This is a genomic window from Paenibacillus glycanilyticus (assembly GCF_023715145.1).
GTDB classification, from domain to species: Bacteria; Bacillota; Bacilli; order Paenibacillales; family Paenibacillaceae; genus Pristimantibacillus; species Pristimantibacillus glycanilyticus_A.
Map to the genome: position 1 here is coordinate 112,573 of NZ_JAMBNP010000005.1, position 19,012 is coordinate 131,584.

Annotated in this window: 22 protein-coding genes; 17 read left to right on the forward strand and 5 right to left on the reverse strand. The window is 49.3% G+C overall.

What is annotated here, in order from left to right:
• Positions 1-93 precede the first annotated feature (93 nt).
• On the forward strand, positions 94-993 hold the full coding sequence (gene lipA / locus M3194_RS15510; RefSeq protein ID WP_251654977.1) for a lipoyl synthase: 900 nt from the start codon (positions 94-96) through the stop codon (positions 991-993).
• Positions 994-1,028: 35 nt separating this feature from the next.
• Positions 1,029-1,763, forward strand: a complete 735-nt coding sequence (locus tag M3194_RS15515; protein WP_251654978.1) for a YutD family protein — start codon at positions 1,029-1,031, stop codon at positions 1,761-1,763.
• A gap of 75 nt (positions 1,764-1,838) precedes the next feature.
• On the opposite strand, the gene M3194_RS15520 is transcribed toward M3194_RS15515, so the two are convergent.
• Both M3194_RS15520 and ylbJ read right to left on the reverse strand, forming a co-directional pair.
• The gene (locus M3194_RS15520) at positions 1,839-2,627 is read right to left on the reverse strand and encodes an NAD kinase (RefSeq protein WP_251654979.1); all 789 of its coding nucleotides are present in this window, start codon (positions 2,625-2,627) and stop codon (positions 1,839-1,841) included.
• A gap of 87 nt (positions 2,628-2,714) precedes the next feature.
• On the reverse strand, positions 2,715-3,773 hold the full coding sequence (ylbJ, locus tag M3194_RS15525) for a sporulation integral membrane protein YlbJ (RefSeq protein ID WP_251654980.1): 1,059 nt from the start codon (positions 3,771-3,773) through the stop codon (positions 2,715-2,717).
• A 399-nt stretch (positions 3,774-4,172) separates the two neighbouring features.
• On the opposite strand from ylbJ, the gene M3194_RS15530 reads away from it, so the two are divergent.
• Both M3194_RS15530 and M3194_RS15535 read left to right on the forward strand, forming a co-directional pair.
• The gene (locus M3194_RS15530) at positions 4,173-4,556 is read left to right on the forward strand and encodes a globin domain-containing protein (protein WP_251655351.1); all 384 of its coding nucleotides are present in this window, start codon (positions 4,173-4,175) and stop codon (positions 4,554-4,556) included.
• 14 nt (positions 4,557-4,570) lie between these two features.
• The gene (locus M3194_RS15535; protein ID WP_251654981.1) at positions 4,571-5,290 is read left to right on the forward strand and encodes a DUF2225 domain-containing protein; all 720 of its coding nucleotides are present in this window, start codon (positions 4,571-4,573) and stop codon (positions 5,288-5,290) included.
• A 17-nt stretch (positions 5,291-5,307) separates the two neighbouring features.
• On the opposite strand, the gene M3194_RS15540 is transcribed toward M3194_RS15535, so the two are convergent.
• Together M3194_RS15540 and M3194_RS15545 are read right to left on the reverse strand one after the other, a co-directional pair.
• A complete protein-coding gene (locus M3194_RS15540; RefSeq protein WP_251654982.1) occupies positions 5,308-5,550 on the reverse strand; it encodes a hypothetical protein in 243 nt (80 codons plus the stop codon).
• The gene (locus M3194_RS15545; protein ID WP_251654983.1) at positions 5,547-5,738 is read right to left on the reverse strand and encodes a YycC family protein; all 192 of its coding nucleotides are present in this window, start codon (positions 5,736-5,738) and stop codon (positions 5,547-5,549) included. The genes M3194_RS15540 and M3194_RS15545 overlap by 4 nt, the downstream gene beginning before the upstream one ends.
• 143 nt (positions 5,739-5,881) lie before the next feature.
• Between M3194_RS15545 and M3194_RS15550 the strand changes: the two genes are divergently transcribed.
• Positions 5,882-7,666: a M3 family oligoendopeptidase gene (locus M3194_RS15550; protein ID WP_251654984.1), complete on the forward strand. Its 1,785-nt coding sequence runs from the start codon at positions 5,882-5,884 to the stop codon at positions 7,664-7,666.
• A 163-nt stretch (positions 7,667-7,829) separates the two neighbouring features.
• Here the strand turns inward: M3194_RS15550 and M3194_RS15555 are convergent, their stop codons facing one another.
• Positions 7,830-8,504 carry an endonuclease domain-containing protein gene (locus M3194_RS15555; RefSeq protein ID WP_251654985.1) on the reverse strand — a complete coding sequence of 225 codons (675 nt, stop codon included), beginning with the start codon at positions 8,502-8,504 and terminating at the stop codon, positions 7,830-7,832.
• 445 nt (positions 8,505-8,949) lie between these two features.
• On the opposite strand from M3194_RS15555, the gene M3194_RS15560 reads away from it, so the two are divergent.
• The 12 genes from M3194_RS15560 (at position 8,950) to M3194_RS15615 (ending at position 18,819) form a co-directional block, all read left to right on the forward strand.
• Positions 8,950-9,567, forward strand: coding sequence for a CBS domain-containing protein (locus tag M3194_RS15560; protein WP_251654986.1), 618 nt, complete (start codon positions 8,950-8,952; stop codon positions 9,565-9,567).
• Positions 9,568-9,573: 6 nt separating this feature from the next.
• Entirely contained in the window at positions 9,574-10,371 is a 798-nt protein-coding gene (locus tag M3194_RS15565) for a pyruvate, water dikinase regulatory protein (RefSeq protein WP_251654987.1), read from the forward strand.
• 77 nt (positions 10,372-10,448) lie between these two features.
• Entirely contained in the window at positions 10,449-11,417 is a 969-nt protein-coding gene (glpX, locus tag M3194_RS15570) for a class II fructose-bisphosphatase (RefSeq protein ID WP_251654988.1), read from the forward strand.
• A 25-nt stretch (positions 11,418-11,442) separates the two neighbouring features.
• On the forward strand, positions 11,443-11,850 hold the full coding sequence (ndk, locus tag M3194_RS15575) for a nucleoside-diphosphate kinase (protein ID WP_251654989.1): 408 nt from the start codon (positions 11,443-11,445) through the stop codon (positions 11,848-11,850).
• Positions 11,847-12,497, forward strand: a complete 651-nt coding sequence (gene fsa, locus M3194_RS15580; RefSeq protein WP_251654990.1) for a fructose-6-phosphate aldolase — start codon at positions 11,847-11,849, stop codon at positions 12,495-12,497. The genes ndk and fsa overlap by 4 nt, the downstream gene beginning before the upstream one ends.
• Before the next feature lie 202 nt (positions 12,498-12,699).
• Positions 12,700-13,455: a YveK family protein gene (locus M3194_RS15585; RefSeq protein ID WP_251654991.1), complete on the forward strand. Its 756-nt coding sequence runs from the start codon at positions 12,700-12,702 to the stop codon at positions 13,453-13,455.
• Positions 13,456-13,545: 90 nt separating this feature from the next.
• The gene (galU, locus tag M3194_RS15590; protein ID WP_251654992.1) at positions 13,546-14,433 is read left to right on the forward strand and encodes a UTP--glucose-1-phosphate uridylyltransferase GalU; all 888 of its coding nucleotides are present in this window, start codon (positions 13,546-13,548) and stop codon (positions 14,431-14,433) included.
• A gap of 13 nt (positions 14,434-14,446) precedes the next feature.
• Positions 14,447-15,127 carry a sugar transferase gene (locus M3194_RS15595; protein ID WP_251654993.1) on the forward strand — a complete coding sequence of 227 codons (681 nt, stop codon included), beginning with the start codon at positions 14,447-14,449 and terminating at the stop codon, positions 15,125-15,127.
• Positions 15,128-15,155: 28 nt separating this feature from the next.
• A complete protein-coding gene (locus M3194_RS15600) occupies positions 15,156-16,523 on the forward strand; it encodes a sugar phosphate nucleotidyltransferase (RefSeq protein WP_251654994.1) in 1,368 nt (455 codons plus the stop codon).
• Between the two features lie 152 nt (positions 16,524-16,675).
• On the forward strand, positions 16,676-17,050 hold the full coding sequence (locus M3194_RS15605; protein WP_251654995.1) for a hypothetical protein: 375 nt from the start codon (positions 16,676-16,678) through the stop codon (positions 17,048-17,050).
• A 299-nt stretch (positions 17,051-17,349) separates the two neighbouring features.
• Positions 17,350-17,505, forward strand: coding sequence for a hypothetical protein (locus tag M3194_RS15610; RefSeq protein ID WP_251654996.1), 156 nt, complete (start codon positions 17,350-17,352; stop codon positions 17,503-17,505).
• Positions 17,506-17,616: 111 nt separating this feature from the next.
• Entirely contained in the window at positions 17,617-18,819 is a 1,203-nt protein-coding gene (locus tag M3194_RS15615; RefSeq protein ID WP_251654997.1) for a nucleotidyltransferase domain-containing protein, read from the forward strand.
• Positions 18,820-19,012: the final 193 nt, after the last annotated feature.

A 19,012-nucleotide genomic window follows, 5' to 3' on the forward strand; every position in this document is an offset into this window, starting at 1 on the left:
ATGTTTTGCAAATCATTGGATTTTATCCGAACTATGCTATAATAAACGGTGAGATTCAGCTGTCCAATTGAAAGCGAAAGCAGGGAATTCCAGATGAAATCAGACAAAGAAAAATTAAAAAAGCCGGACTGGCTTAAAATAAAGCTTACAACCGAAGGCAACTACGCCGAGATTAAAGACATGATGCGTACCAAGACGCTTCATACGGTCTGCGAGGAAGCCCGCTGCCCGAATATTTATGAATGCTGGGCGAACCGTACCGCAACCTTTATGATTCTGGGCGATATTTGTACGCGTGCCTGCCGTTTCTGCGCGGTGAAGACGGGTCTTCCTACCGAGCTTGATCTGCAGGAGCCGCAGCGCGTGGCGGAAGCCGCCGAGCAAATGGGTCTGCGCCACTGCGTGGTTACTTCCGTGGCACGCGATGATCTGGCCGATGGCGGAGCATCGATCTTCGCCGGCACGATTCGCGCCATTCGCGAACGGATGCCGTTTACACGGGTAGAAGTGCTTATTCCCGACTTTATGGGTAATGCCGATTCGCTTCAGGTGGTCATGGATGCCAAGCCGGACATTCTGAACCATAACATCGAGACGGTTGAGCGGATGTCGAACCGTGTGCGGGCGAAAGCGAAATACAGACGATCCCTTGAGCTCTTGAAGCGCGCGAAGGAAATGAATCCGAAGATTCCTACAAAATCAAGCATAATGCTTGGCGTTGGCGAAACGTATGAAGAAGTGCTGCAGGCGATGGACGATCTGCGTGCGGTAGATTGCAATATTCTGACGCTGGGTCAATATTTGCAGCCTACGCCAAATCACATGCCAATCGCGCGTTATGTGCATCCTGACGAATTCAAAAGCTTGAAGGAGGAAGGGTACAAGCGGGGATTCCGGCATGTGGAGTCAGGACCGCTGGTACGGAGCTCTTACCATGCGCATGAACAGACCGATTCCGCGGAAGCGCATGAACGCGAGCTTAGCAACGCATAGCTTCTATTGGGGAATTCGAAAGAGGGGAAACGGGATTGATCCAAATCGGCGGCAAAGTATATGAACTTATTCATGAAAATCGAAACGGCTGGAACGCGGATGCGTTCAAGGATCGTTACAGTGAAGTGCTAGAGCGTTATGATTTTATCATTGGCGACTGGGGTTACAGCCAGCTGCGGCTGAAGGGCTTTTTCAAAGACAATCACATGAAAGCAACGAAAGACAGCGCGTTCTCGGGAATGTCCGATTACATCAATGAATACTGTAATTTCGGCTGCGCTTATTTCGTTCTGGAGAAGACCGGCACGATTAAGAAATCAACGGATGATGAAGAAGCCGGCGATGAACAGGATGCCCCTCTCAAGCAGGACGCCGTCGTGCAGGAGCGCACCGATGCGGAGGACGAGCAGGAGGCAGGCGCAGCATCGCTTGCGGATGCGATATTGGCTGGTGCGGCAGCAGCGGCTAGAGAAAGCGCAGCGGCAGGCAAGAGCAATGGCCGTCATGGGGAAGAAGCTCAGCAGCAGCCATCCCGTCAGCAGCATCGCAGCGGGAAGGACCAGCACAGAAGAAGCTACCGTCCGAACAGCAAGAAGCCCATCAGACCGGCAGCGAACAAGGATGTGGCCGCGACATCCGAGCAAGCAACGGTTCATGCGCAATCGGGTCAGAAGCCAAGAGAACGCGACAGAAACAGAGAACGCAGCAAGGATCACAATAAGGATCACAATAAAGAGCAACGCAAAGAGCAGGGAAGCCGTCAATCCTGATGGCTGCTATACCAAACAAAAAGGGCTGTCCAAAGGTCGTGTTGACCTGAGGACAGCCCTTTTTTTACTTATAAGCTACATATCGACAAACGCATCGCGGACGCGGTTCCAGAACGGAAACGGACGGTAGCGGGCAAAGCTGACTTTGCGCGTAGAGACACTGCAGCGGATGGAACGGATATCCGTGCGTTGAAGGCTCAGATGATCAATCGTAAGCAGCAACCGCTGCTCCTTCTTGGAAATAATATCGCAGTGATGATGCTGCGGCAGCAGGAATGACGAGCCTAGCGTGCGGTAGACGCGGTTATTAATTGACGCGATCTCGGCAATCTGCAGCGATTCAATGGATGGATGGACGATGGCGCCGCCGACGCTTTTGTTATAAGCGGTGCTTCCAGACGGGGTGGAAATAACGATTCCGTCGCCCCGGAACATTTCGAAGGACTCATCGTTAACGCTAAGCTGTACAACGAGAGTCGCGTCAACGCCTTTTAACGTAAATTCGTTTAGCGCCAAGTAGTAATAATTTTGCTCATCGGTCTCCACCGCGATTTCCGCGAGCGGATAACGGACGAGATGGGGCGTTTCTTCCGCCATCAAGGTGACAAGCGTCTCTAATTCATCTGCTTTCCAGTCGGCGTAAAAGCCCAAATGGCCTGTATGAATACCAACAAAGGATACATCGGTTACCCGGTCGATATATTTGTGGAAAGCCTGGAGCAGCGTTCCGTCTCCGCCGATGGACACAATGACGTCCGGCGTGTCGTCATGACGCGTAAGACCGCGTTCTGCCGCCAGTTGATGGAATCGCTCCGCTAATGATTTCGATAATTGATCGCCACGATCGATGACTGCATATTTCAAGAAATTTAAACCCCTTCCGGCCTATTGCAAAGATACTAATGATGATATAGGAATATGGCTTCAAATTCAACGCCGACACCAAAAAGTTTAAGGGGCCAGCCATCCCCATAGCAAGTAAACGAGCGCAACGGAGATGAAAGCATGGGCGAGACGCGCCAGCATAAGCGGCATATAACGCAGATCGGTGCGGCTCAGCAGGCTGATTACTTGAGCATGCACGGAAAGTCCGCCCCAGGACAGAATCCAGGCGGCAACGGCGGCTTGGTGCATAAGTCCGGTATCGGCGCCTCCCGCAGCTCTTGCTCCAAGGGTTACTTCAAATAAGCCAAAGATGCTGGCATCGGCGAGCTTTGGAGGCAGTCCAACCGCGCCAAACAATAACCGCAGCCCTTCGGCTAAAGCTTCAACGACGCCGGCACGGGTCAGAAGCTCCATCACAACGGAGAAAAAAACGACAAGGCCGCCCACCACAATCATAAGACGCAGCGCGGATTGAATACTGTCTTGCAGCAGCTTGCCGAGATTTCTGCCGTCAAGCAGCCGGGCTTCATGCATCGCTTTTGTTGCTTCGACCAGCCGGGAGGTCCGGCGCTGCTGCGGCGGCCTAGGTGATTCGGTAACGGGCTCGTGGCGGTCATGGAAGCGCATGAGAAGACCGATAATAAAGGCTCCGCCATAATGGGCGGCTGCAAGAAGAGGCGCTAAGGCGGCATTATGGAAAAAGCCGACCGACACCGCCCCGATCAGGAAGATCGGATCCGAAGTTGTCGTGAACGCAACAAGCCGTTCTCCTTCCGCGCGTTTGACAAGTCCCTGCTCCCATAGCTGGGCTGTAAGTCTTGCCCCCACGGGATAACCGGACACATAGCCCATCGTTACAACGAAGCTTCCGATGCCCGGAAGCCGAAATAACGGTCTCATGAGCGGATCAAGCAGCTTGCCGAAGAAGTGAACGATACCGAAGCCGAGCAGCAGCTCGGAGATGACGAAGAAAGGGAAAAGGGCCGGGAATAAAACCTGCCACCATATGGATAATCCCCGCAGTGCCGACTCCAGCGTTTGAGCGGGGAACACGGCCATCAGCAGGACGATCAGCAGGGCGACTAGACCGGTGATCGAGGCCGGCCGGGTAAGCGTTCGAAGCATGGACGCGTCCTCCTTTGGACATGAGGGAAGCATAATGTACAACCCCTACAAGAGGTATATGAGGAAAGGTGGACATCCATCACTTCAGGGTGATTTTTCACGAGAAATTATTTTTTCATAATTCTAAGAAAACGCTTGCAAAAAGGGCTGGACGGTCCGTGTTTTTATGATACAATGAAGGTACCTTTGAAGGCTTGGAGTGATGATAATGAGTATAATCGCTGGCATTCTGGTCTGCGCATTTGTGTATGTCATCCGAGAATCACTAACAGCACCGGGAGAAGAGGACTACGAAGGTTAATTGTTTCGTCTAATTAATAACAATCCCGCATTGGTGACGATGCGGGGTTTTTTTGTGATATAATACTAAATACCTACATTATGGAGATGAAATTGACGATGAATAGGAATATAAGCCTTTATGAAGCAATTGGCGGAGCTGAGACTTTAAGACGAATTGTTGAGTCTTTTTACCCTAAAGTACAAGCGCATGAGCTGATCGGTCCACTATTTCCGGAAAACATCATCCCCGTTATGGAGAAGCAGATCATGTTTTTGACGCAGTTTTTTGGAGGACCTACCTTGTTTTCCGATGAATACGGCCATCCCATGATGCGGGCGCGGCACATGCCTTTTCCGATAACACCCAAACATGCCGAAGCCTGGCTTGATTGCATGAGGCGCGCTCTACAGGAGGATTCCGGCCTGGATGACGAGCTGCAAGCGTATATTATTGAGAGACTGTCAGGTCCTGCCCACCATTTTGTGAACACACCCGAATAGGAGATGGGATTGGTATGGAGCCGCTCTATCAGACAAAGATGAATTGTATTTGTTGTGAGACAGTCTTTACAACATCACGAGTTCGCCCAAGCTTTAAAAAAGCGGTGTCTATAGATTCTGATTTTTGCTGTTATTACCGGTCGGAAGCGAATCCGGATTACTACGTGGTCCGGGTTTGTCCGGCTTGCGGATTTGCAACAACAGAGAACGGGATACAGCGGCTTACAGAGGGGCAAAAGAGAGACTATCACGAGCAGATCGGTTCCCGCTGGAAGCAAAGTGATTATGGCGGGGAACGGGATGCGGCGCAGGCCATGAAGGTGTACAAGCTGGCCCTATTATCTGCTCAAGCCATTGATGAGAAACCCCGGGTGATAGCGGGCATTCTGCATCATATCGCGTGGTTATACCGTTACGAAGGCAATCAGCAGGAAGAGAAGCGCTTTATGCGCTTTGCGCTGCAGGCCTATATCAAGGTATACGAGGAAGAAGGCTCGCAATTAAATAATGCGAAGCTGATGTATATTATCGGGGAGCTCAGCCGGCGCACAGGCGAATTGGTGGAAGCGGTGAAATGGTTCTCGCGGATCGTCAGCGACAAGCGCATTATGGATGAGGCCATGATCCGAAGAAGCCGCGAGCAATGGCAGCTCATTCGGGAACAGCTGGAAGAGGGACAGCCGGTATCCATGAACGCCGCACCGGGAGATTCGCCCGTGCAGACGACGGCTTAACCGGCTTGTCCGCTCGTTTAGTGGCTCAGCTTGCGCAGCGGCTGATCCGTCAGCATGTAGTCATGGTCCATATCAAGGACCGTGACTTTGTTATGGCAGCATGGGAAGACAAGCAGTTTTTTCTTGCCATGCTGAATGTCTTCGATCTCCCTGACGCGAAGCGGAATCAGAACATTCTCGCTGCTGCAGAAGGGACAGCTTGGAACGTACACATCCTTCATAATGATGTCGTACGGCCATGTTCTATCGAACGGGATCATGAGGAAGACTCCTCGGAATTAGAAGCGGAATCAGACGGCTTACCCGCCTCTGCTTCCGCTTTTGCCAGTTCGGTCAGCTTTTGCAGCAAAATATGTTTAGGCATATGCATCAAATGCTCGAGCGGCACTCCAAGCTGTTTGGATAGCTTAATGGCTGTGTCGGGCGAAATTTGTAATGGTTGTGACATGGTGTTATTCCTCCAATCTGGATATAATTAAGTTATACACCGCTGAAGCAAGATTGCGCAAATTTATTTGTCGATCTTTTTGTGGCGGTTTTTTCATATGCAGCCCTACATAACCAAATTTGATGAAGGAGAGGAATGACAGAATGACAACAGGGAAATACCCCATGCAATGGGATTTGGAGGTTTTTTATGAAGGAGGTTCGACTTCAAACGCTTTCGCGAATGAACTAAGCGGCATCGAGAAGGATGTTGCCGAGCTGGACAGACTGTTGTCAGAGACTTCGGCTGATTCCGGCTCTAAAGTTGTGGAGACAACAGCGATTATCCAGTCTGTGTTGATTCGTTTAAGTCAATCCTATTCATTCGTCGAATGCCTGCAGGCACAAAATATGAAAGATTCCGCCGCCACTGGTTTGAGTGACCGGGTCAAAACGGTCAACGCCAAGCTGCTTGGAGCGTTGACCCGCTATGATAACGAGCTACGCCAGATTGGCGATGACGAGTGGGCGAAGCTTATTGGAACGGAGCAGCTGGCCGAAGTGGCCTTCAACTTGAACGAGCGCCGGGAGCTGGCGAAGGAAAAGCTCGCTCCTGAGCTCGAAGCCCTTGTCGGTGATTTGGCGGTCGACGGTTACCATGGCTGGGGTGCACTGTATGATCTGATCGTGTCGCGAGCCAAGTTTACGGATATCGGCGAGAATGGAGAAGAGAAGGTGCTGTCCGCGGGTCAGATGTTTAACCGTCTTCAGGACGGCGACCGTTCGGTACGTGTTCGTGCTTTTGCCGAATGGGAGCGCGAGTGGGGAGATGCTGCGGAGCTGTGTGCGGATGCGCTTAACCGTTTGGCCGGCTTCCGGCTGAAGTTGTACGATAAACGCGGCTGGGAATCGGTGCTCAAGGAGCCGCTGCAGATTAACCGGATGACCGAAGCGACATTTAACGCAATGTGGTCGGCGATTAACGAAGGCAAGCCTAAGCTGGTCCGCTATTTGGAGCGCAAGGCGAAGCTTCTGGGTCTCGAGAAGCTGGACTGGCACGATATAAGCGCACCTCTTGGTTCTTCCGCGCGCACAGTCAGCTTCGATGAAGGCGCCCAATTTATTGTTGAGCAGTTCCGTAAATTTAGTCCCCATATGGCTGATTTCTCCGAAATGGCGTTCCGGGATGGTTGGATTGAAGCCGAGGATCGCGCTGGCAAACGCCCGGGAGGCTTCTGTACATCCTTCCCTAAGAGCCGTCAAACAAGGATTTTCATGACTTATTCTGGCACGTCCGACAACGTATCCACGCTTGCTCACGAGCTTGGGCACGCATACCACCAATATGTAATGGATGATCTGCCGGCTCTATCGCAGGAGTACGCGATGAACGTGGCGGAGACGGCGTCGACGTTCGCCGAGCTCATTGTATCGGACTCTGCGATGAAGACGGCAGCGGATCCTGAAGAGAAGCTTGGTCTGCTGGAGGACAAAATTCAGAACGCCGTGGCGTTCTTCATGAACATTCATGCGCGGGTGCTGTTCGAGACGCGATTCTATGAAGAGCGCAAGAAGGGCATCGTGCCGGTTGAAAAGCTGAACAGCCTAATGGCGGAAGCGCAGCGTGAAGCATACAGCGGAGCGCTTGGCGAAGTTCATCCCCATTTCTGGGCGTCGAAGCTTCATTTCTACATCACGAACGTACCGTTCTATAACTTCCCGTATACGTTTGGCTACCTGTTCAGTGCAGGCATTTATGCCCGGGCACAGCAGGAAGGCCCGGCCTTTGCCGAGCGGTACGTGCAGCTGCTCCGTGACACTGGACGCATGACGGTAGAGGAGCTGGCGCAGAAGCATCTTGGCGTTAACCTCGAAGAAGCCGATTTCTGGCGCGATGCGGTGGAGCTCACAACAAAAGATATCGATTTGTTCCTGGAGCTGACGGAGTAAGAATAGCTATTTGGTCAAAGGCGTATCATCCTGCGGATGATGCGTCTTTTTTTCATATAAGGAGGTATAAGTTGCTCCATATTCTGAGCTCTTATTTCACCACACGATGGATGCTGCTTCTTCTAACGAAACGGATAATCGGCGGCTCCTTATTGTGCTCACTCTAGCGGATAATCCTCTCATCTATGTTTGCGCGGTTTGCCACAAAGGTATGGAAGCGCAATGTCCCGGCTCCTCCAGGCAGTAATATATTCTCCTTTACCATTTCCCGCAGAAGACGGCGGGCTGTATCGATATGGATGCATAGGTGGCTGCTTACCTCGCGAGAGCGAATAGGTTTTTCCGAGCGGAGAACGAGCTGTAGGATTTCCTGCTGTATGATTCTTTTAGCCGATCGCTCTCCATCATGCTGATTCAACCAGGTACTCATGAACTGTTGTACAATCTGCTCGCACATACGGGGCTTCTCATTTACATCGTCGTATGAGAAGCGGAGCACCCTCCATCCGTCTATAATCAAATGATTCTGGCGTATCCTGTCGTCGGAGAAATGGCTGCGGCTTGCTTGCGAGGAATGAGAGCCATAGCCGTCGATTTCAATGTTGAGCTTCAGCGGATACTTGAGATAGGCAAAATCCAGGTATCTGGTACCGTCGCGGAAATCAGACACCTTATTCGGGATGGAGATGCTCGAAGGAGCGGAAAGCCTGGTACCATACATTTTGAAGGAATAAAAGCCGGCGTGAGCATGGCCATGTATCAATCTTTCCTTTGCTTTGCCTTTCCGTTTCTTGAGATGCATGTTGAACCATTTCTCGTGAACGTGTTGAGATGACATGTTTAATAAGCTCCTTTCTAAAATAAAAACGCCGCAATTCCAAGCGTTGAACGTTTGGAATGCGGCGTGTTCTTCACGACCAAAAGTTTAATTTGTGATAATGATACATTTTCTGGAACAAGTCTTCAAGAGAAAGTTATTTAAGAGGGAAGCAGCAGTCGAATAGCAGGCAAAAACCTCACTACAAGGCGCTCGGCGTGATTGGAGAAGGGTATAGAGCTAAAAGATACAGGTTCGAGCGAGATCAAAGAAAGACCAGCTACTCGTCTCGCATCAGATATGGGCAGCATAAATAGGCGGATATGAAGGGAGTACGAACATATATTGTGTATCATTTATAAATGTGCTATATTATTTCCGAATAATGATGGTTATATAGGTAAATGTGTGTAATAAAAAGGTGAGAGGGTGAACCGTTATCCAGCTATCGAATCGCCAGCTAGAATTGCTAGAGCTAGTCAAAAAGCATGCACCCATAACAGGGGAGCAGCTTGCGGAATATATGGGCGTCAGCCGGCCGACACTGCGGTCGGACTTGTCGCTGCTTGTGATGCTGAATCTCTTGGACGCGAAGCCGAAGGTGGGTTATTTCCTCGGTGAGACCTACCGTTCCACTGATGATACGGCAGCGCGTCAGCGTTTTGACAACATCAAGGTGCATGAAATTCAAGGCGTTCCGATCAATATCCCGGAGACCTTGTCCGTTCAGGATGCGGTCATCACCTTGTTCACCGAGAATGCGAATACCTTGCTGATCGTTAATGAGAATAAGAATCTCGCGGGCATTGTTACGCCTAAGGATCTGCTGAAGATTACGCTTGGGAACGCCGGTGCTGGCGCCATTCCCGTCAGCATGGTCATGACGCGGTACCCGAATATCGTTACGCTTGTTCCTGAAGAATCCGTTTCGGATGCGATTCGAAAGATGATGCTTCATCAAGTCGACTGCCTGCCGGTTATTATACCTGGCGATGGCGGACCGGAAATTAGCGGATGGGTGTCTAAATCGAACATTATCCGGCTTATGTCGGATATTGCAACAGCTGCGGAACTGGGGGATTAGGAGCTTATGTCAGAGCAGATTATCTATGTTTGTTCAGATGCGGTAGGGGAGACCGCGGAGGCCGTCGCGAAAGCGACGCTGCGGCAGTTCGCATCCGATCACGTCAAAATAAAACGGTTTGGCCATATAAAGACCGAAGAGGAAATTGTTCAGATTGTCGCTGAGGCAGCCCGGACGGGCGGCTTTATCAGCTATACGCTTGTTCAGCCAGAGCTGCGCGAGCTGATGAAGGAGGAGTCTTTCCGCTGGGGAGTCAAAGCGGTTGATGTCATGGGTCCGATGATGCAGGCGTTTGTTGATACGTTCGGCAGCTCGCCGAAGCGTAAGCCGGGGCTTCTCCATTCTATCGACGATGATTATTACCGCAGGATGGAAGCCATCGAATTCGCGGTTAAATATGACGACGGCAAAGACGCGCGAGGCCTGATGCAGGCCCAAGTCGTCCTGATTGGCGTATCCCGGACTTCCAAGACACCGCTCAGCATATTCCTGTCCCATAAAGGAATCAAGACAGCGAATCTGCCGTTAATGCCGGAGGTCAGGCCGCCTGCGGAGCTGCTGCCGGCACCCGGCAGACTCATTGTCGGGCTTACGATGAAGCCGGAGCAGCTTCTGCATATCCGGACGGAGCGGCTCAAGACGCTTGGACTCCCGGAGTCCGCACAATATGCTTCAATGGAGCGCATTATGGAGGAGCTGTCCTATGCTTCCGGCGTGATGGAGGCGTTTGGCTGCCCGGTAATAGACGTCACGAATCGTGCGATTGAAGAAACGGCAGGACTTATTATTGAACGATTGCCTTAACTAAAATTCGACAAAAAAAACGCCGCCAACGTATTTATCGCATAAAAATGGCAATACGTATGAGAGGATGCCCAAAAATGTTAGAACGCGAATTGTCTTTAGAGCTTGTTCGAGTCACGGAGCTTGCGGCGCTTGCCGCTTCCCCTTGGATGGGCCGGGGAGACAAGAACAGCGCCGACGGTGCAGCAACCGAAGCGATGCGTAGCATGTTTGATACGGTATCAATCCGTGGTACGGTTGTTATAGGTGAAGGTGGGATGGATGAAGCGCCGATGCTGTATATCGGTGAACAGGTCGGCAGCTTGCAGGGACCAGAGGTCGATGTGGCGGTTGATCCCCTCGAAGGAACCGAGATCGTTGCCAGAGGGCTGAATAATGCGATGGCTGTACTGGCTGTCGCAGGCAAAGGGCAGCTCCTTCACGCACCTGACATGTATATGGAGAAATTGGCGGTTGGCCCGGAGCTTGCGGGCAAGCTGTCGCTGAAGGACCCGATCCGCACGACGCTCGAGAAGGCGGCATTAGCTTTGGATAAGCCAATCACGGACCTGACCGTTATGATTCTGGATCGCGATCGTCATGCGGATATGACCCGCGAGCTCAGGGAAGGGGGCGTCCGTATCAAGTTTTTATCGGATGGGGATGTAGCGGGAGCGCTTGCGCCTTCTTTTCCGGAAGCGGGTATTGATCTTTATGTAGGCTCGGGCGGGGCGCCTGAAGGCGTGCTGGCGGCAGCAGCGCTCCGATGTCTGGGCGGCGAAATTCAAGGCAGGCTGATGCCTGAAAGCGATGAGCAGTATGAACGCTGCGTCTCTATGGGGCTGTCGGATCCTCGCAAAATACTAAACATTACCGATATGGTAGGCACGGGAGATGTTATTTTCGCCGCGACCGGCGTAACGCCCGGCGAGTTTTTGGGCGGGGTGCGCTATATGCCGGATCAGAGGGCGGAGACGCATTCAATGGTGATGCGCGCGCAGACCCGCACCGTTCGTTATGTAAAGTCGCTGCATTATTTACCGAACAAACCTCTTTTGCGCAAATAAACTTGGAATGAAAGAAGGAATGGGAATGGAACGAACCTTTGTCATGGTGAAGCCCGATGGTGTGAAGCGTGGATTAATCGGCAGCATAGTAGGAAGATTCGAGCACAAAGGCTTTAAGCTCATACAGGCGAAGTTGATTGAGATTGATACTCCCCTGGCTGAGCGCCATTACAGTGAACATGCGGAGAAGCCGTTCTTCGGCGAGCTCGTGGAGTTCATAACTTCAGGTCCTTCTTTCGCCATGGTCTGGGAAGGCCCCGGTGCCGTGAAAAATGCCCGCACGCTGATCGGCCGCACCAATCCTACGGATGCCGATGCAGGCACGATTCGCGGGGACTTTGCGCTGAGCGTGGAGAGCAATATCGTTCACGGATCCGATTCTGTTGAAAGCGCAGAGCGCGAGATCGAGATGTTTTTTGGCGGACAGCTATGAAATTCTTCCTGGATACGGCTAATGTCGAGGAGATAAAACGGATTGCGAGGCTGGGTCTTGTTGACGGCGTGACGACAAATCCGTCTCTGATAGCGAAGGAAGGCCGGGATTTCAAGGAAGTGGTTCAGGAAATTGCAGGTTTTGTTCATGGACCGATCAGCGCGGAGGTTATCGGAACAACTTCCGAAGAGATGCTGATAGAAGCCTTTGATATTGCAGAGTGGGCGCCTAACATTGTGGTTAAGCTGCCGATGACCGAAGACGGGTTGTACGCAACGCGCGCTTTGTCGGAGAAAGGCATCAAGACGAATGTTACGCTTATCTTTACTGCCGCTCAAGGTTTGATGGCTGCAAAGGCCGGTGCAACCTATATCAGTCCTTTTGTTGGACGCCTCGATGATATTGGGACGGATGGCATGGGACTTATTAGGGATCTCCGTACGATTCTCCATAATTACGGTATGCACGCGGAAATCATTGCGGCGAGCATCCGTCACATCGGTCATGTGGAGCAGGCTGCTCTGGCCGGAGCCCATATTGCAACGATCCCGGGCTCGCTCCTGCCGGCGCTTTGGAAGCATCCTCTTACCGATGCCGGAATTGCGAAATTCCTGAGTGATTGGGGCAGCAGAAAGCCACATGATTAGCCTATTCTTATAGTATCTAACCTTATGTATCGGGAAACCGCTTGCATGAGGTTTTTTTGTTTTTCAATCTAATTCTATGAAAACATGGTTATGGAAAAGAATGAAAAAAGCATTGACACGATACGATTCGTATCTTAAAGTATTACTACATATACGATACAATTTGTATCTAATACTTAGTATTGCTGCAGGAGGGAAGTTTGTGGAGCTAAAGCAGTATGTTCAAATTGTGTGGAAGAAATGGTGGTTAATTGCCGCCGTCGTAATTGTCGCTGTGATTGCAACAGGTATTAAAAGCTTCTTTTTTACAACTCCGATCTATCAAGCTAAAGCTACTCTCATTGTCAATCAATCTCCGCAGCAAGCAGGCGTAGAGACACTGAATCTTGGATTATTGCAATCCAATGTGATGCTTATCAACTCCTACAAAAAAATCGTTGAATCTGCTTTCATTATGGATAAAGTTGTAGAGCAGAACGCAAGCCTTGGCGTAACCTCGGAGCAGCTATCCTCAAAAGTTACGGTAACCTCCTCGGATGACTCGCAAATTATGGAAATCACTTACAATGGATCCTCCTATAAACAAGCAGCCCAAATCGTAAACGCGGTCTCCGTAGTATTCCTGACCCAAATCCCAAACATTATGCAGGTTGACAATGTCACCATTCTGGATAAAGCCAACGAGAACGATAAGTCTAATCCCATTAATAACAGCCCAATTCTGAACATACTAATCAGTTTTATCGTTGCGCTCATGATGGCAGTCGGCATCGTCTTTCTGCTGGATTATTTAGATGACACCATTAAGAGTGAAACTGAAATGTTGCAGACCCTCGATGTGCCAGTCCTGGCCATGATTAATAAAATCAATAGACATGATCTTGGTACTGACAGCAAGCCTTCTATGACTATGAAAAAGGATTTGGGTGAAACGGCATTTGCCTCTATTAATCAGTGATGTTTCTACGGTTTCATCAGCCTAGGCGATTAGTCAAGGCTTGTAATTTATAGAGAGAAACTAAATTGGATAGGTGAGGGTGAGAAGGTAATGAATAAGGTGAAAAAGGCAATTATTCCTGCTGCCGGACTCGGAACCCGGTTCCTTCCGGCAACAAAAGCAATGCCAAAAGAAATGCTGCCGATCGTCGACAAGCCAACCATTCAGTACATTGTGGAAGAAGCGATTGCTTCCGGTATCGAGGACATTATTATTGTCACAGGTAAAGGGAAAAGAGCCATCGAGGATCATTTCGACCATGCCTTCGAGCTGGAGAATAATTTGTTCAGCAAGGGTAAGTTTGAACTGCTGGACGAGGTTAGACGCTTATCTAACGTTGATATCCACTATATCCGGCAAAAAGAAGCAAGAGGACTGGGGCATGCTGTATGGTGCGCACGTAATTTCATTGGCAATGAACCGTTTGCTGTTCTTCTTGGTGATGATATTGTACAGTCGCAGGTGCCTTGCGTGAGGCAATTGATTGAGCAATACGAGCGTACAGACCGCTCTGTTATCGGCGTACAGACCGTCAGAGAGGATCAGACGGATCGGTATGGAATTGTAGACCCCGTAGAAAAACTAGACCGGCTATACCAGGTAAAGCAATTTGTTGAAAAACCGAAAAAGGGGCAGGCTCCGTCTAATCTAGCCATTATGGGTCGTTACATTCTTACACCGGAAATTTTTGATTTTCTCGAGCATCAAGAGGAAGGGGCCGGGGGAGAAATTCAACTGACGGATGCTATTCAGAAGCTGAATGAATATCAGGGCGTTTATGCCTATGATTTTGAAGGCATTCGTTATGATGTCGGTGAAAAGCTTGGCTTCATCACGACTACGCTTGATTTTGCTCTACAAAATGATGAGCTGCGAATTCCTCTGCTTGCCGCTATGGAAGAAATGATGTCGCGCCAGCAGTCCAATAAGATTAGGTAGAGGTGAATGGCAAATGGCTCCGACACCTCAACAAAATGATCTCAAAGCGGTTCTTGATTCCGCAACCTATTACAACCGTAGGACTCATCGACTTTATTTAATGGGAAAGCGTGGATTTGACCTGATTGCCGCTGCGATAGGACTTATCCTGCTTTCACCCCTTTTTCTCCTTATATCTTTATTAATCAAGCTGGAGAGCCCAAAAGATTCGGTCTTTTTCTATCAGACTCGTGTTGGCCGCAATGAACAGACATTCAAGATGTTCAAGTTTCGCTCCATGATTGCGAATGCGGAGGAGATGCTTGAAGGTCTATTGAGCCACAATGAAGTCGAAGGTGCCATGTTCAAGATGAAAAAGGATCCCAGAATTACTAATGTTGGAAAGTTCATTCGAAAAACGAGCATTGACGAGCTTCCCCAATTATGGAATGTCATCCGCGGCGATATGTCGCTTGTTGGTCCTCGCCCGGCGTTGCCCCGAGAGGTTCAGGAGTACAGCAGCTACGATAAGCTTCGCCTTAAGGTGCAGCCTGGCTGTACGGGCCTTTGGCAGGTAAGCGGCCGCAATGAGCTCAGCTTTAATGAAATGGTAGAGCTGGACTTGAAGTATATCGAGGAGCGGGGATTTCTGCTTGATCTGAAGCTGGTTCTGCTCACCGTGAAGGTCATGTTCGGCTCCAAAAACGCATACTAGAGACAGAGCGAAAATGGAGGAGTCTGGAATGAAGCTCGTACTGTTATCTGGCGGATCGGGGAAGAGACTATGGCCGCTCTCCAACGATGCCCGCTCGAAGCAATTTCTAAAGGTGCTTGAAGATGAGCAGCACCAGCTTGTATCCATGGTACAGCGGGTATGGGGGCAAATTGCTGAGCGGGGACTTGGTGACTGCAGCTATATTGCCACTGGCAAATCACAAATCGAGATCATGCATAATCAGATCGGCAGCCATGTCCCATTAATTATTGAGCCTGAGCGAAGAGATACTTTTGCGGCGATAGCTTTAACCGCTGCTTACCTTTATTCGGAGCAAGAGGTGGGTCTGGATGAAGTAATTGCGATTCTGCCGGTAGATCCTTATGTGGAAAATCGTTTTTTTGACGAAGTGAAGCAGTTGGAAGAGGTGTTGAGGGATTCGGATGCCAAACTGGCATTAATCGGTGTGAGACCGACCTATCCTTCCTCGAAATATGGTTATATCGTTCCTTCGGTACACACGGGAGAGTCCGGTTTCCGCAAGGTGAGCCGGTTTGAAGAGAAGCCTTCGGAGGAACGTGCTGCGCAGCTGATTGAGGATGATGCGCTCTGGAATTGCGGTGTTTTTGCATTTAAGCTAGGCTTTCTTATTGGGCTGCTGGAGGAGAAGGGACTGCCTCTCCATTATGAGGATCTTGTCCGGTCATATCATACTCTTCCTAAGGTCAGCTTTGACTACGAAGTGGTTGAGCGGATCGAACAGATTGTAGTTCGTCCGTATGAAGGATACTGGAAGGACCTTGGTACCTGGAATACGTTAACGGAAGAAATGGGTAACCATCTAATTGGCAAAGGCATGATCAGCGAAGACAGTGTAAATACCAATCTAATTAATGAGATTGATATCCCGGTCTCCATTCTGGGGTTGTCCAATGTGGTTGTTGCTGTCAGCCCTGACGGCATTCTGGTTGCGGACAAAAGCGCCAGTCCGAGGGTAAAGGACTTTATCAACTATAATCAAGGTCCGATGTTCGAGGAACGGAGCTGGGGCTGGGCAAGAATCCTGGATGACCAGCGATACGATGACGGACGCTCCGTTATGACAAAGCGGGTAGGGATACTCGAGGGGCGGAATATCAGCTATCAGCTGCATATTAATCGGGAAGAGGTATGGACCATCGTAAAGGGTGAGGGTGAGTTTATACAGAACGGTAATTATATGCGGGTGAAGGCTGGCAATGTACTTCATATTCCCATGAAGACGCTGCATAGTATCCGGGCTGTTTCTGAGCTTGAAATTATCATCGTGCAGTCAGGTAACGGGGAAGAAGATAGCAGAATTGTGGAGCTTTATAATACCTGGGAAGAAGTCGAGGAGCACTGTATAAATATGTAGGGCAAGCAAAACAGGCGCATTCGTCTCCTAGAGAGGAATGCGCCTTTCAATTAAGCAGTTTTGGTGGTCGAAATGATACAATTCGTTGTTTCCTTGGATCTAAATTGATGCAATTAGTATCAATGGCAAAGCGAAGAAAGGTGAGATCCCATTTGAAGTACAGCGACAAGCATAGGTATACAGCTTATGGCTTGCGTCTCTCTAGCGAGATCGAATTACCGGAGCTATTAGTTGAAATAAATAACGAATCAGAACCGGATGCATGGATTACCATCGCGGACCTAAGCAATTATGCTGTGGACTGGCAATTGAATCAAATAAGTGCGGCTGATAAGGAGCAAGTATTAATCAATGTGCCGGATGTAGCCTTCTATCGTGTAATACATAATCATATCCAGGTGATGCCAATTAATAATGTGGATCCAATGCTATACCGCCTCTATATAGTGGGGGGCATGCTGCAGCGCGTTGCTCCTCCTCAGAAGTTTACTGCCGATACATGCCGACTGTATGGTGATCGATGGTAAAGCCTATGCCATTTTTGGTGATTGTGGTGAAGGGAAATCTACACTTGGGGCAGCCTTTAGGGAAGCGGGGTACAAGCTGCTAGCTGACGATATAGTAACGTTGTCGATGAACGAAAAAGACGAATGATCTTACGGTCTATTCGAGCTCCCTCCTGCACCGTAAGGAATCTGTTCCGCTGGCTGGAATCTTCGAACTAGATAAGGCGAATACCCCGCAGATCAGAATTAGTCCGTTAACGCTGCTTCAACGGGTGCAATTGTTCCACTATCACTCCTTCCATGATCGGATTTTGAAGCAAATGAACCAAGAGCAATGGCTGTTTACCTTTGCAACCAAAGTTGCGCTTGCAATCCCATTTTTTCAACTAAAGCAGCCGGCTAACGGCGTTACCGCGCCGGAGCTGGTACAACAAATTATATATACCGTAAGAGAAAAAGAGATGATTTTATTATGAGTTAATCCGAAGCAACTGTTCCGTGATGTCCAATTGGAACCGACAGCTTCTTGCTGCACTGGCATTTTTGGCGAAGTGCCGGTTCGATAAACAGGCTGGGGGAGATGGTGGATGAGTCGTTCTGAGGGGCTTGATATAAGTTATTTTTCAAATGAATTACAGTACTTGATGCGGTTGCTTCGTAGTGATTATAAGCTGGAAGCCGAGGAAGCCGAGATGCTTGCTCAAGGGATAGACTGGCAGCTGTTTCTTCGGTATACCGTTTATCATGAGATCTATTCGGTATTGTATCCTCTGCTTATGCAGTTAAATGCCGAGCGGCAGTGGACGCCGGATTACGTAATGGCCAGCCTAAAGGCTCTTTGTACAAGTAATACGTTCCTCCTGTTTCAATTACGCGGAGAGATGGAGCGTATGAACAGGCTGTTAGAAGGTAAGGGGATACGTCATCTGTTTCTAAGGGGACCGATTCTTACAGCTATGCTGTATAGTGAAGTGTCCGGACCAACCTCTTATGTACTGGATATTCTGGTTGCCCGGCAAGACTGGGACGTCTCTGTGCAGCAATTGCAGTCATCTGGGTATATACCCGCTATGTATGATGAAGCAGATGAAGAATTAAATAGTACTTGGCAAGGAATCCATCATGCTTCCTATTTCCATCCGGACATACAAATCAAGGTGGACCTTCATTCTAGACTTAATCCGAATACGGTAATTGAACCTTCCTTCGAGCAGCTGTGGGCACGCCGGCAATCTAGCGTTTTTCATAAGCATGTCTGTACGCTGGGGAATGAAGATTTGCTGGTGTATTTAATATTGTATGGAACAAGGAATGGCTGGTTATCCCTAAGGTGGCTTCTCGATATAGATCGAATGATGGGTCAGTTCCTGAACTGGAATAGGATAAATCAGTTGCTAGAGGAAAGTGGAGCCAGACACCTTGGAGGAGGAGCATTTGTGTTAGCAACACAGTTACTCGGAACTTTGCTGCCGGAGGAAGCGCATGCAATGACGTTGGAATCAAAGGCTAGACGGCTTGCGCAGATGGTTATTCCATTTATCCATAAAAAAATGACTATGTATTTGAAGCCCAAAGAAAAGGACATTGCGGTTCTCTCTAACCGCTATTTGCTGGCGACGATGAGTTATAGGCAAAAGCTGCTTTATATTAACAACAAGCTGTACGAAAGCTTGAAAAGTGTACTTCCTTTGCTCAGGTCACTTCACTACTTATATATTCCACTGCTTCTAGTCTTATGGTTTTGGCGGCATTTGAAGCGGCAGACACCTAAGAAGGAGACTTCCTCGTAATAGATATTTTTTCTTCCGGTCAGGAAGCTGCATTCCTGCTCTAGCAATTGATTTTAACATCATTGCTAGCACGAAAACCGCTGAATTGTATCTAGTTTATTTAAAATGTTTTTCTTTCTTTTTAGCCAAACCTAGTTGACGGGCATTTGGATGCAGTGGTAATATTTGTACATTACAAATTGAATCGGCTCAT